This window comes from Stappia sp. P2PMeth1 (assembly GCF_900185735.1).
Lineage (GTDB): Bacteria > Pseudomonadota > Alphaproteobacteria > Rhizobiales > Stappiaceae > Stappia.
In genome coordinates this window covers 13,495-27,234 of sequence record NZ_FYAW01000047.1, presented here as the reverse complement: position 1 = coordinate 27,234, position 13,740 = coordinate 13,495, and the positions used below count along the sequence as shown (strand labels likewise).

The following is a 13,740-nucleotide window of genomic DNA, read 5'->3' as shown; positions in this document are numbered from 1 at the left end:
CCTGCGCGCGGCCGAGGCGTTTTTCCTGGCCCGTTCGCTTGAGATGCGCGACAAGGATATCATCTACGTCGCCAACCATCCGACGGCGGAGTTCGGCAAGTTCCTGCAGATCATCGGCCCGCTGCTGACCAGTGCCAGATCGATCGACGCGCTGGCCAGCAATTGACATCGGACCTCGCCCCGGCGAGGGGACGTCCGTCGGTGATGCAGACGCTGGCCCGCCGCCGTGCCCGCGTCGCACTGGACGCCTGACATGTCGCAAGAGACGCCAACGCGCACGGTTCTGTTTCTGCAGGGGCCGCCCTCGGATTTCCCGCGCGTCGTCGCCGATGCGCTGGAGGCGCGCGGCCACCGCAGCTTGCGCATCAATCTCAGCCTCTCCGACTGGCTGCTGTGGCACGATGCCCGCTGCACCAGCTATCGCGGCAGCCTGACGGACTGGCCGGCCTTCCTGGAGGCCTATGTCCGCAAGCACGGCGTCACCGACATCGTCTTCTACCAGGACCGCTTTCCCTACCATTCGGCGGCGATCGAGCTGGCCGGCCGGCTCGGCCTGCGCACCATCGCCTATGAGAACGGCTATCTGCGGCCCGACTGGATCACCGCCGAACTTGACGGCATGTCGGCGCGCTCGCTGTTTCCCGACGACGTGGCGGCGATCCGCGAGGCGGCAGCGGTGCTGGCGCCGATCGACCTGACGGTGCGCTATCGCCATCCGTTCTGGCTGGAGGCGATGCACGAGGTGGTGTTCCACCTCGTCAATTCCATCGTCTTCCTGTTCTGGCCGCGCTTCACCCAGGACAAGTTCTATCACCCGGTCTTCGAATATCTGGCGATGGTGCCGCGGCTGGTCTTCGCCCGCAGCCGCGACCGCAACGCCAACATCCTGATCGCCGACCTGATCGAGTCGCGCTGCCCGTATTTCGTCTTCCCGCTGCAGCTCCAGAGCGACTACCAGCTCCGCTACAATTCGCAATACGGCCATCTCGCCGAGGCGCTGGACGAGGTGCTGGCCTCCTTCGCCGCGCATGCGCATCTGGCGGCGCATCTGGTGGTCAAGATCCACCCGATGGACCAGGGCATCGAGCCGTGGGGGCGGATCGTCCGCCAGCTCGCCCGCAAGCACAAGGTCAAGCACCGGGTGCATCTGGTCGATGGCGGCCATCTGGTGACGCTGCTGGAACACGCCTCCGGCGCGCTGATGGTCAACTCGACGACGGGCCTGCACGCGGTGCGGCTCGGCTGCCCGGTGAAGATCCTCGGCGTTGCCGTCTACGACCTGCCGGGCCTGACCTGCCAACTGCCGCTCGACCGGTTCTGGAGGACGCCGCAGGCGCCCGATGCCGGCGTCTACGACGCGGTGCAGCGGCTGATGGGCCATGCGATCCAGATCCAGGGCAATTTCTACACGGACGAGGGCAAGCAGGCCGCCGCCGACGAATTGGCGCGGCGGCTGACGCAGAACAGTATCAACGAGCCCGCCGCCTGCGTGCGCCCGGCGCCGCGCACGGAAAAGGCGCGGCGGCTCGGCATTCCGATGAGTTTTGCCGAGGAAATGCGGGCGCGCGGGCGCGCCGGGCGGTGGTGGCGTGCCTGGCGCGGCTGAGATGCGCGGCAGCCGCGCCCGGCATTTCCTGTTTCTGCAAGGGCCGCTGTCGCCGCTCTACCGCAGGATCGGCGAAAGACTGGCGACGGCCGGCCACCGGGTGACGCGGGTCAATTTCTGCAGCGGCGACTGGCTGCACTGGCACGGGCGGGAATGCCGGTTCTGGCGCGGGCGCCTTGCCGACTGGCCGGCCGAGGCGGCGCGGCTGATGCAGGAGGGCGGCGTCACCGATCTCGTCCTGCATGGCGACACGCGGCCGTATCACCGTCCGGCGGTGCTGCAAGCCGAGGCGCGCGGGATCGCGGTGCATGTGACCGAACTGGGGCTGCTGCGGCCGGGCTACATGACGCTGGCGCGCGGCGGGCTCGGCGTGCTGAGCCGGCTGCCGGACGATCCGGACGTAATTCGCCGGGCGGCGGCGCGGCTGGGCGACCCGGACCTGTCGCCCCGCTATCCCGGCTCCTTCGCCCTGGAAGCCTGGCAGGACATTGCCTATCACCTGCCGAATGTCGCCGGCTTTCCGCTGCATCCCTTCTATCGCCGGCACACGCCGAGCCATCCGCTTGCCGATTACCTCGCCTGGGCGCTCCGGCTTGCCGGCGGGCGGCGGCGCAGGGGAGAAGCGGCGCGCATCGAGGCGGAGCTTCTGGGGAGCGACGGACCGCTGTTCCTGCTGCCGCTGCAGGTGGAGGGCGATTACCAGATCCTGGCGCAGTCGCAGTTCGGCACGATGCGCGCGGCGCTGGCCCGCGTGATCGCCGCCTTTCGCGACGGCGCGCCGAAAGCGGCCCGGCTGGTGGTGAAGGCGCATCCGCTCGACAATGGCGAGGTGGACTGGCGGGCCGAGATCGCGCGCCATGCGGGCGCGGATCGGGGCCGGATTGCCTTCCTCGACGGCGGCTCGCTGGCAGCGCTGTTCCCGCGCCTTGCCGGGCTGGTGACGGTGAACTCGACCGCCGGGCTCGACGCGCTGCGGGCCGGCGTGCCGGTGGCCCTGCTGACGCCGGCGCTCTACGACATGGCGGGGCTGACCCATCGCGACCCGCTCGCCGAGTTCTGGCAGGCGCCGAGGGTGCCCGATCCGGCGCTGCTCGCCGATTTTCTGAAAGTGGTGGTGGCAAGCTCGCAACTGCGCGGCTCGATCCACAATCGCGCGGGGCTGGACGAGGCTGTTGCGACGATGAGCGCGCGGCTGCTGGAGGAAACCGCACCCGATCCCGAGTGGCATGTCGAGCCGCCGCCGCGCCTTGCCCGCGCCCGCGCGATCGGGGTGCCGCTGTGAGCGCGTCGCCCAAATGCCGGCGCTGGCTGCTGGTGGATAGGGAGCTTCGGCCGCATGCCGCGGCGCTGGCCGCGATGCTCGGCGCGCCGGCGGTGACGGCGACCCGGTCGCCGAAAAAGGGCGAGGGGCTGGTGTGCCTGGCCGGCAGCGGCGAGGTGCAAGAGGGCGCGCGGCAGGCGGTCGAGGCCGGCACTCCGCTGCTGCTGGCCGGGCTGCTGCGGCTCGACGCGCCGCCGGCGCCGCTGGCAAGCGAGACGCTGGTGGTGGCGCTCCTGCCGGTCGACCCGGGGACGGTCCTGAGAGAGGGCGAGGCGGCAGCGAGCGCTGCGGCGGTGGCGGCGCTGGAAGCGGGCACTGGTGAAGCGGGCACTGGTGAGGACACGGCCGGCTGGGGTGCGGCGCTGTGCCGGAGTTTCGGGCTTGCCGAGAACCGGGCGGGAATGGTGCTGTCGTCGGCGCATGTCCATCCCTCGCCCTATGAGGCGGCGGCCACATTGCCGGCGGTGCTGGCGCTGCAGGGGGTGGCGGCGGCGGCGCGGCGGGCGGAGGTTTCGCAAAAGCCGCTGTTCTGCTTCGGCGCCAAGTCCTGGAACCACGCGACGATCCGGGCAGCGCTGGCAGGCCCCGGCGGGGATTTCGCCTTCTGCGCCGATGCGGAGGAGGCGATGGCCCGCGCCGCGCGCGAGGGCGGGCGGGCGCTCGGCTGGGCGGCCGGCGTCACCGAGGAGGTCGAGGCGGCGGCGGCGCGCGCGGGCGTCGAGCTGTGGCGGATCGAGGACGGCTTCCTGCGCTCCGTCGGGCTCGGCGCGGGACTGGCGCGCGGCGCCTCGGTCGGCTTCGACGACGAGGGCATCTATTTCGACGCGCTGCGGCCAAGCCGCATGGAGCGGCTGCTGGCCGAACGGGTGCTGTCGCCGGCCGAGCGGGCGCGTGCGGAGGGGCTGGTCGCCCGCATCCAAAAGGCGCGGGTCACCAAGTACAATGTCGGCGGCACGGGCACGCTGCCGAGCGTGCCGCGTGATCGCACCGTGATCCTGGTGCCGGGGCAGGTGGCGGACGATGCCGGCGTGCGCCGCTCGCTGTCGGCGACCATCGACTGCGCGGCTTGCGACAACGTCAATCTGGAGCTGCTGCGCCAGGTGCGCGCCCGCAACCCGCAAGCCCATATCCTCTTCAAGCCGCATCCGGATGTGGCCGCACGCCTGCGCGCCGGTCGGCTGGAGCCGCATGAGACCGAAGGGCTCGCCGATCAGGTGGTCGAGGGCTGCGATATTCTCGACCTTGTCGATCTCGCCGACCGGGTCGAGACCTTCTCCTCGCTGAGCGGCTTCGAGGCGCTGCTGCGCGGCAAACCCGTCACCGTCTACGGCATGCCGTTCTATGCCGGATGGGGGCTGACGCAGGATCTGACGGACTGCGCAAGGCGCGGGCGGCGGCTGGATCTCGCAACGCTCGCCCATGTCGCCTTCATCGACTATCCGCTGACGGTCGATCCGGTGAGCCTCGTGCCCTGCGGGCCGGAATTCCTGATTTCGCGTCTTGAAAGCCAGCGGGCGAGCACCCGCCACCGGATCATGACGCGGATCCGGCAGGAGCTGTCCTGGCTGGGGCGCAAGCTGGGGCTGTGATGTCGCCTGCTGGCGGGCTTAGCTCGCCGTCTTAACTGGTTTGGCGGACGCTTTTGACCAGCGACGAGAAGCCGACATTCTCCTCCCGCATCTTCGCCAGTTCCTCGGCCGTGGCATCGACCGCGCGGTCGATCTGCTCACTGCTGTGCTCGCTGGTGATGAAGAAGCGGATGCGGGCGGATTTCTCCGCAACGGCCGGGAAGACGATGGGCAGGGCGTTGATGCCGCGTGCCAGCAAGCGGTTGGACAGCGTTGCCGCGCCGATGGAATCGCCGACGATGACCGGAATGACGCTGAGCCCGGCGCTGGGGCCGGTGTCGAGGCCGGCGGCGCGCGCGCGCGCCAGGAAGCGCTGGCCGTTGGCGGCAAGCCGCCGCACCCGCTCGGGCTCGCGCTCCATCAGGTCGGCGGAGGCGATCGCCGCCCCGGCCAGCGCCGGCGACAGGCCGACGGAGAAGACGAAGCCCGGCGCGGTGGCGCGCAGATAGTCGCACAGGGCTTTGGAGCCGGCGATATAGCCGCCGCAGGCCGAGAAGGTCTTCGACAGCGTGCCCATCCACATCTCGACGCTGCGCGGATCGACGGAATACTGCTCGGCGAGCCCGCGCCCGGTGGCGCCGAGGACGCCGATCGAATGGGCCTCGTCGACCAGCAGCCAGCAGTCGAAATTCTGCTTCAGCCGGATCAGGCGGGCAAGGTCGGGATAGTCCCCGTCCATGCTGTAGATGCCCTCGACGACGATCAGCACATGGTCGAACTTGTGCCGGTTCTGCGACAGCAGTTGCTCCAGCGCGTCGAGATCGCCATGCGGGAAGTTCATCCGCGCCGCGCCCGACAGGCGCGCGCCCTCGGTGACCGAATTGTGCACCAGGGAATCGGTGAGGATGAGGTCGTCGCCCTTCATCAGATGGCCGATGACGGTGACGTTGGTGGCATGGCCGCTGACCATCACCACCGCGTCCTCGACGCCGTGGAGGCGGGCGAGCCGGTCCTCCAGCTCGCGGTGGATCGGCCGCTCGCCGGCAACGACGCGGCTGGCCGAGGCGCTGGTGCCATAGGTGGCGATGGCGCGGGTGGCGGCCTCGTTGACCGCCGGATGGCCGTTCAGCCCGAGATAGTTGTAGGAGGCGAAATTGTCGAAGGTCCTGCCGTCGATCACCGTGGTGGCGCCGGCAACGCCCGCATGGGCGCGGAAGAACGGATTGTCGAGGCCGATGAGATCGGCCGCGGCCCGGTGCATGCGCAACTGGCGAAGCTGCGGCAGCTCGGAAAAGTCGAAGGCGGCGGGGCCGGGCGGCGGCGGCACCGGGGCGGCCGGGCGCGCGGGCTGGCGCTGGCGCGCCGCCTTGTGGCCGGCGCGCAGGCTGGCCATCAGCTCGCGCCGCTCGTCCGACTTGCTGCCGTGATGATCCAAGTTTCCCTCTCCTCAAGAACCGGGCCTTGCGCCCGCTGGCCCACTATAGCAGCGAGCGGACGTTGCGCGTGCGTTCCTCGACCTCGGCCGCCACCTCGGCCAGCGCCTCCGCGTCGCCGTCGAACACGTCCTCGCCGAGATGCTGCATGGCGTTGGTCCGTGCCTCGCTGGACAGGTCGGCGCCGTTGCCGCTGTCGCCCGACAGGACCTGATCGGCGATGCGCGCGGCCATGTCGGCGAGCGTCGCGCCATTGGCCAGCGACATCAGCGGGATGTCGATGCCGAACTGGCGCTCCGCCGCCATGCGCAGCTCCAGCGCCATCAGCGAATCCATGCCGACTTCGGTCAGCGGTCGGGCCGGGTCGATGTCGTCCTCGCCGATGCGCAGGATGCGGCCGATCTCCACGGCCAGCAGCTTGCCGATCTTGGCGATGGCGCCGGCCCGGTCGAGCCCCTTGACCAGCGCGGCAAGGTCGATGGCGCCGCCCTCGCCGGACCCGTCATTGCCCGCGGAAATCCCCAGCCGCTCGGCGAAGGGCATGGCGAGCAGGGCAAGGTCGCGCCGGGCCGCCGCCCAGTCGATGCGGGCATAGCCGGGCGCCGCTGCGCCGACGTCGTCCTGCGGCAGGGCCATCAGCACCGCCAGCCCGTCCAGCGCCTCGCGGGCCGAGAGCGCATGGCGGCCGAGCTTGCGGGCCAGCAGGTCGCCGACCTCGGCGTTGCGGGCAAGGTAGCCGGCATCGGAAATCGCGCCCCAGGCGACCGCAAGGCCGGGCAGGCCTTCCGCCCGGCGGCGGGCGGCAAGACCCTCCAGATAGCCGTTGGCGGCGACATAGTTCGCCTGCCCCGGATTGCCGACCAGGGTGGTGGCGGAGGAGAACATCACGAACTGGCGCAAGGCATCGCCGCGCGTCAGCCGGTCGAGAAGCTGCGCGCCGCGCACCTTCGGCGCCAGCACCGCGTCAAGCTGCTCGCGGGTGAGATTGGCAAGCAGCGTGTCGTGCAGCACCATCGCCGTGTGGAACGCGGCCTGGATCGCGCCGGCCTCCTTGCGGATCGCCGCAAGGGCGGCGGTGACGGCGTTCTCATCGGCGGCATCGCACGCATGGCCGACGACCGTGACGCCGCGACGGCCCATCGCCTCGATGAGGGAAGCGGCCTCCGGCGTGGTGGCGCCGCGCCGCGACAGCACGTCGATGCGTGTGGCGCCCATGTCGGCGAGACGGCCGATCAAGGCCGCGCCGAAGCCGCCGAACCCGCCGACGACGACCAGGCTGCCGGCCTCGCTCTCGAAGCGGACGGGCGCGGGCGCGGCAGGCCGGGCGGCCGGCTGCTGCGGCGGGCGGATGACGATCTTGCCGATATGGCCGGCCTTCTGCATCAGCCGGAAGGCGGCGACGACCTCACCGGCCTCGAAGGCGCGATAGGGCAGGGGCGACAGGGCGCCATCGGCGAAGAGCTGCATCAGCTCGTCGAGCAGCCGCTCGGCCAGCGCCGGCTGGTGGATCAGGAGCTGGTCGGCATCGATGCCGAAATAGCTGAGGTTGCGGCGGAATGGCCTAAGGCCGAGATGGGTGTTCTCGTAATAGTCGCGCTTGCCGAGCTCGAGGAAGCGGCCGAAGGGGGCGAGCACCTCGATGCTGCGCTCCATCGCCTCGCCGGACAGCGAGTTGAGCACCACCTCGATGCCCCTGCCGCCGGTCAGCCGCATCACGTCGTCGGCGAAGGTCAGCGAGCGGGAATCGAGCACATGATCGACGCCGAGCCGGCGCAGCAGGCTGCGCTTTTCCGGGCTGCCGGCGGTGGCGATGATCGTCGCGCCGATATGGCGGGCGACCTGGATCGCGGCAAGGCCGACGCCGCCGGCGCCGCCATGGATCAGCACGGTCTCGTGCGGCTCCAGCCGGGCGAGCCGGTGCAGCGCGTAATAGCTGGTGAGGAAGGCGACGGGGATGGTCGCCGCCGCTTCCGGATCGAGCCCTTGCGGCGTGCGGGCGCAGCCTTTTTCCGAGACGGTGACGCGGCTGGCGAAACAGGCCGGGGCGAAGGCGATGACCTTGTCGCCGGGGCGCAGGCGGCGGGCCTGCGGTCCGGTGGCAACGACCGTGCCGGCGCATTCCATGCCGAGCGTCGGGCCGGCGAAACCGTCCTCCAGCGCCTCTTCCGGCAGCAGGCCGAGCGCCCACATCACATCGCGGAAATTGAGGCCGCTCGCCTCCACCGCGATCTCGACCTCGTCGCCGACAAGGGCGCGGGCGGGAACCTGCGACCAGGCGAGGCGGTCGAGCGAGCCCTGCTGGGCGATGTCGAGGCGCAGGGTGCCGGCGTCCGTTGCCGCATCGCCCGTGCGCGGCAGGTCCGGGCCGCGCTCGAGCCGCAGGCCGAGGCGGGTGTCGCCGTCGATCACCAGCTCGCGCTCGTCGCACTGGCCGGCGCCGACGATCTCGGCGGCAAGGCGCAGGGCGGCGGCGCTGGCGTCGAGATCGCGGCGGATGTCGACGAGCCTGAGGCCGGCGGAGGGGAATTCGTTCATGGCGACGCGGCCGAAGGTCCACACGCCGGTCTGCACCGGGTCGGGGGCGGTGCCGCGGGCGAGGGCGCGCGCGCCCTCCGGCGCGACGAGCATCACCGGGCCGGTGGCGCTGCCGCGCCCCTTGAGCATCTGCGTGAGTTGCCAGGTGCGGGCCGAGAGCACGGCGCTGGCATCCTCGCCAGATCCGGAGCCGGTCCCGCTATAGGCGCCGGCGAGATGGACGATGCCGTCGCGGGCGGCAGCGGCGAGCATCGTGCCCTCGCCCCAGGTCGCGGGATCGTCGAGATCGGCGCGCAGCAGGTCGTCGCCCTTCGTCGGCGTGCCGGCGGCGACCAGCACCGCCTCGATGCCATGCGGCTTCAGGCATTCGCGCAGCGCCGAGGCGACGGCCCGCGACGGCCCCTTGGCGTCGCAGACGATCGCCAGGCGACGCGGCTCGGCCTCGTTGTCCGCCGCGCCGTTGCCGTTGGCGGCGCTGGCGCGGGCCGGGGCGGCCGCGACGAGAATGCTGGCGTCGATCTCGCCGCCGGCAAGCGGCAGCGCCTGCGCGTCCGCAAGGCCGAAGGCGGCAAGGCGGGCCTGCCAGGCCGCACGGTCGAGCAGCGGGACGGCGGGAAGCGGCGCGCCGGGAACGGCCGTCCACCAGTCGGCGCCGGTGCCGAGGATCAGCTCGGCGTCGGTGGCGGGGGCGCGCTCCAGCGCCAGAAGCTGGCCGCCGGGCGACAGCATCGCGACGAGCTCCTTGAGCAGCGCATCGCCGGCGCCGCTCAGCGTGTCGCAGCAGACCACCAGATCGTAGGGCCCGCCCTCGATGAGCGCGCCGTCCTCCGGCGACAGGAAGCGCGTCTGGGCGCTGCCCTGCCAGTTGCGGCGCAGCCGCTCGACGGTCGCCGGCGACGGATCGCTGACGGTGAGCGTGGCGTTGTAGGGCGACAGCAGCGTGTCGAGATGGCGGGCGGCGGCGAACGAACGCTCGCCCAGCACCAGCACGGAGAGCGGAACCTCGCGCGGCCAGTCGGCGACGGCGCGTGCGGCAAGGTCGAGACAGGCGCGGCGCAGCGCCTGCGCCGCCGGATCGGCATTGCGCCAGCCGGCCAGCAGCGCCGAGGCGAAGACATCGCCGGCGCTGGCCGGCAGCCCGCCGCGCAACAGGTCCGGCAGATCGTCGGCAAGGCGGGCGAGCAGGGTCGCCTGCGAGCCGTGGGCGCCGGCCTCGAAGACCAGCGTCTGCACCAGCGAGGCGGGGTCGAGCCCGTCGGCGGGATCGGCGATGCGCCAGGCGCCGTCCTCCTGATGGGCGAGGTCGTGCTGCGCCAGCAGATGCAGGAAATGGGCGGCGAAGGCGGCGGCGCTCTCATGCAGGGCGCCCGCGCGGATCCGGTCGGCAAGCAGGAAGGGCTCGTCGCCAAGCACCGCATGCAGCGCCCGGTGGGCGACGGTGCGGGCCAGCGCGTCGGCGAGCAGGGCAGCGTCGGAGGGGTCGTAATCCTCGCTCGCCACCAGCCCGAGTTCTTCGGCAAGCGCGGCGAGCGGCCGGACGACCGGCGCTCCGGCGTCGGCCGGGGTCAGCAGGCGGGGAACGACGCGGTAGTGCAGCCGGTGGTCGGTATCGGCCATGTGGAACTGCACCGCCTTGAAGCGGGCGCCGGTGAGTCGCGCGACGAGGCCACCCTCGGCGTCGAGATAGTCGAAGCTGGCGACCAGCGAGCGGGCGCTGCCCTTGTCCACCCGGATGCGCACGGCAACGGGAAGGGAGGCAGGGGCATGCAGCTCGACCGCGCCGAAGCGGATCGGCAGGAAGCCGCCGCCGACGGGTTCAGTGCGCTGGCCGAGCAGGGCGAAGAGGCCGTGGAAGCCGGCATCGGCAACGGCCGGATGCAGGGCGAAGGTCTCCGGCTCGGGCAGGGCGGCGGGGGCCAGCAGGCCGAGCCGCGCCTCGCGCTCGCCGGACAGCACGGCGCCGTCGGCAAGGCGGAAGGCCGGGCCGTAGTCGAGGCCATGCGCCAGCGTCAGCCGGTAGATCTCGTCATGGGAGACTTCGGTGCCAGCCGCATCGGCATCCGCCTGCGGCGCGGCGCCGGACACCGCCAGCGTGCGGAACCCGGCCTTGGCATAGAGCGACCAGTCGGCGCCGGAAAGGCGCTGGCGGGCATGGATCTCGATCACCCGGTCGTCGGGCGACAGGCGCACCATGGTTTCGAAGGTCTTGCCCTCGTCGAGCACCAGCGGGCGCAGGATTTCGAGATCGCGCACCTCGATGCGCGCCTCGCCGGTCCATTGCAGCGCGGCGCGCAGGGCCATCTCGATATAGCCGGCCGCCGGGAAGACGGCGGTCTGCTCGACCTTGTGGTCGGCGAGGAACGGCAGCAGGTCGAGGTCGACGACGTTGAACCACTCCGCCGTCTCCGGCCGCAGCCGCTTGCCGGCCAGCGGCCAGCCGCGCTCGCCATGGGCGGTGATGCGCTCGTCGGTCTCCGGCGGCAGGAAGGACGTGAGCTGCCAGGGATAGCTCGGCAGCACCGGCAGGTTGCTCCCTTCCGGCCCGACATAGAGGTCCAGATCGGCCGCCGCGCCATGGGCGACGATGCGCGCGGCGATCGTGTCGATATCGGGGATTGCCGCGCCTTCACCGCGCGGCGCCTCCAGGCTGGCGAGCACCGGCGTCTGGTTGCCGACGCTGCGCAGCACGTCGCGGATATAGGTGGTGAGCACCGGCTTGGGGCCGATCTCGACGACGAGGTCGACCGGCTGCTCGGCAAGGCGGGCGACCGCGTCGGTGAAGCGCACCGGCCGGCGGACGTTTTCCCACCAATAGGTGGCGTCGGGGGTGACCTCCTCTTCCTCCGGCGTGACCGAGGAGAGGAAGGGGATCGCCGGCTTGCCGCATTTCAGCGTGCCGAGCGCCTCGCGCAGCGGCGTCTCGATGGGATCGACCAGCGCGCTGTGGAACGGGTAGGCGATGTTGAGCTTGCGCAGCGCCCACCGCTTCTTGCGGGCGAGGCGGGCGAAGGCGTCGATGCTCTCGGACGGGCCGGAGATGGTGACGCTGCGCGGCGAGTTGAGAGCCGAGAGCTCAATGCCCGGCAGGCCGGCTTCAAGGATCGCCGCCTCAGCCTCCTCGGGCGGAAGCAGCAAGGCCGCCATGCTGCCGAGATGGCGCACCACCTCCTGCTGCGTCGAGCGGGCATGGATGATGCGCGTCGCGGTGGCGAGATCCAGCATGCCCGAGCACCAGGCCGCCGCCACCTCGCCGACGCTGTGGCCGAGCACGGCGGACGGGGCAAGGCCCCGCGCCTTCAGCGCGCTGACCAGGGCCACCTGCACCGCAAAGAGCAGCGGCTGGGCGATCTCGGTCCGCTCGATCTCCGTCTCCAGGTCCTTGGAGAACAGCATGGTGACCAGCGACCAGCCGGACACCGTCATGAAATGCCGGTCGACGAGTTCCAGCGCCTCGCGGAACGCCTTGTCGCCGGAATAGGCCTGCTGGCCCATGCCGGCCCATTGCGAGCCGTTGCCGGAAAAGGCGAAGGCGACGCCGCGGGTGCGCGGGGCGGTCTTGCCCTCGATGGCGGCGGGCGCTTCCTTGCCCTCGGCAAAGGCCGTGAGCGCGGCGAGCTTGGCGGCGCTGTCGCCGAGCACGACGAGGCGGTGGTCGTGCAGGTCGCGGCGGCGGGCGGCGGCGTCGATCACCGCACCGGTCTGCGTGCCGGGGTCCACGACCAGCACGGCGTAGCGGCCGGCCAACTCGCGCAGGGCGGCTTGCGAGCGCGCCGAGATCACCAGCGGCGCGGTGTCGGCGACGCGGCTGTCGCAGGGCTGCGCCGGCTCCATGTCGCCGATGACGGTGTGGGCATTGGTGCCGCCGAAGCCGAAGGAGTTGATACCGGCAAGGCGCGGGCGCTGCCCTTGCGGGAGCGCGACCGGCTCGGCGGCGACAGCAAGATTGAGGTCGGCAAAGTCGATATTCGGGTTCGGCTCGTCGAAATGCAGCGACTTCGGCAGCCGGTCGTGCTGCAGCGCCAGCACCGACTTGAGGATGCCGACGAGGCCGGAGACCGGCTCCAGATGGCCGACATTGGTCTTGACCGAGCCGATCGGCAGCGGCGCGCCGCGCTTGCGGCCGATGGCGGTGCCGAGCGCGGTGGCCTCGGCCGGGTCGCCGACCTGGGTGCCGGTGCCATGCGCCTCGACGAAGGCAAGATCGTCCGGCGAGATGCCGAGCTTCTCGCTGTAGATGCTCTCCAGCAGCGTCTTCTGCGCCGGCGAGGAGGGCAGCGACAGGCCGGCGGTGCGCCCGTCCGCATTGATGCCGGTGGCGAGGATGCGGGCGCGCGGCTCGCGCGCGATGGTGTCGCGCTGCAGCACCAACGCCACCGCGCCCTCGGAACGGACATAGCCGTCGCCGGAGGCGTCGAAGGCGCGGCACAGGCCCTGCGGCGACAGCATCGAGGCGCGGGCGAAGCCGATGAAGGAGAAGGGGCTGAGCAGCAGGTTGACGCCGGCGACGATGGCCGTGTCGATCTGCCCGCTCTCGATGGCGCTGACCGCCTGGTGCAGCGCCACCAGCGAGGAGGAACAGGCGGTGTCGAGCGTGAAGCTCGGGCCGCGCAGGTCGAAGGCATAGGAGACGCGGTTGGAGATGATCGACAGCGTGTTGCCGGTCATCGTCTGCACATCGACGGAGGGCAGGTCGAACAGCAGCCGCTGGTGATAGTCGAGGCCGGAGGCACCGACATAGACGCCGGTCTGGCTGCCGGCAAGGTCGCAGGCGCGCAGCCCCGCGTTCTCGATCGCCTCCCACACCACCTGCAGCAGCAGCCGCTGCTGCGGGTCGATCTGCACCGCCTCGCGCGGCGAGATGCCGAAGAAGCTGGCATCGAAGCCCCACACGTCGTCGATCTGGCCGGCGGCGAAGGTGAAGCTGCGCCCGGACACGCCCGGCCGGGGATGATGGAAGCCGCGCGTGTCGAACCGGTCGCCGCCGATCTCGGTGACCGAGCACAGTCCGTCGTCAAGCAGTGTCCAGAAGGCATCCACTGTGCCGGCCCCGGGAAGGCGGGCCGCATAACCGGTGATGACGGTGCTATTCGCGCGCAAGGACATTCAGAACTCTTCCGTAGCGGTGCTTTTCGGGCAACGGCGGTCCTGCGACTGCCACCGCATGTTGTCGTCGGGTTGCATACCCCTGCAACCGCCCTGCCGGAGGCCGGCTCCCATCCTTGTCCGGGATGGGTCCTGCCACCGTCCCCGACAAGGTCTCTCAATCAGCTTTGCCCC

The 13,740-nt window shown here is 71.3% G+C and carries 5 protein-coding genes; 3 read left to right on the top strand and 2 right to left on the bottom strand.

Annotated features, from left to right (window positions below; genetic code table 11):
- Nucleotides 1–253 precede the first annotated feature (253 nt).
- The 3 genes from P2PM1_RS22600 to P2PM1_RS22590 are packed head-to-tail and all read left to right on the top strand — an operon-like array spanning nt 254 to nt 4,516.
- On the top strand, nt 254–1,606 hold the full coding sequence (locus P2PM1_RS22600; RefSeq protein ID WP_186400650.1) for a capsule biosynthesis protein: 1,353 nt from the start codon (nt 254–256) through the stop codon (nt 1,604–1,606).
- A gap of 1 nt (nt 1,607) precedes the next feature.
- Nucleotides 1,608–2,888 (top strand): capsule biosynthesis protein, encoded by a 1,281-nt coding sequence (locus tag P2PM1_RS22595; protein WP_186400649.1) that lies wholly within the window; start codon nt 1,608–1,610, stop codon nt 2,886–2,888.
- Nucleotides 2,885–4,516 (top strand): hypothetical protein, encoded by a 1,632-nt coding sequence (locus tag P2PM1_RS22590; protein ID WP_186400648.1) that lies wholly within the window; start codon nt 2,885–2,887, stop codon nt 4,514–4,516. Before P2PM1_RS22595 ends, P2PM1_RS22590 begins: the two co-directional genes overlap by 4 nt.
- 31 nt (nt 4,517–4,547) lie before the next feature.
- On the opposite strand, the gene P2PM1_RS22585 is transcribed toward P2PM1_RS22590, so the two are convergent.
- A complete protein-coding gene (locus P2PM1_RS22585; protein WP_186400652.1) occupies nt 4,548–5,888 on the bottom strand; it encodes an aminotransferase class I/II-fold pyridoxal phosphate-dependent enzyme in 1,341 nt (446 codons plus the stop codon).
- A gap of 85 nt (nt 5,889–5,973) precedes the next feature.
- On the bottom strand, nt 5,974–13,566 hold the full coding sequence (locus P2PM1_RS22580; protein WP_186400647.1) for a type I polyketide synthase: 7,593 nt from the start codon (nt 13,564–13,566) through the stop codon (nt 5,974–5,976).
- Nucleotides 13,567–13,740: the final 174 nt, after the last annotated feature.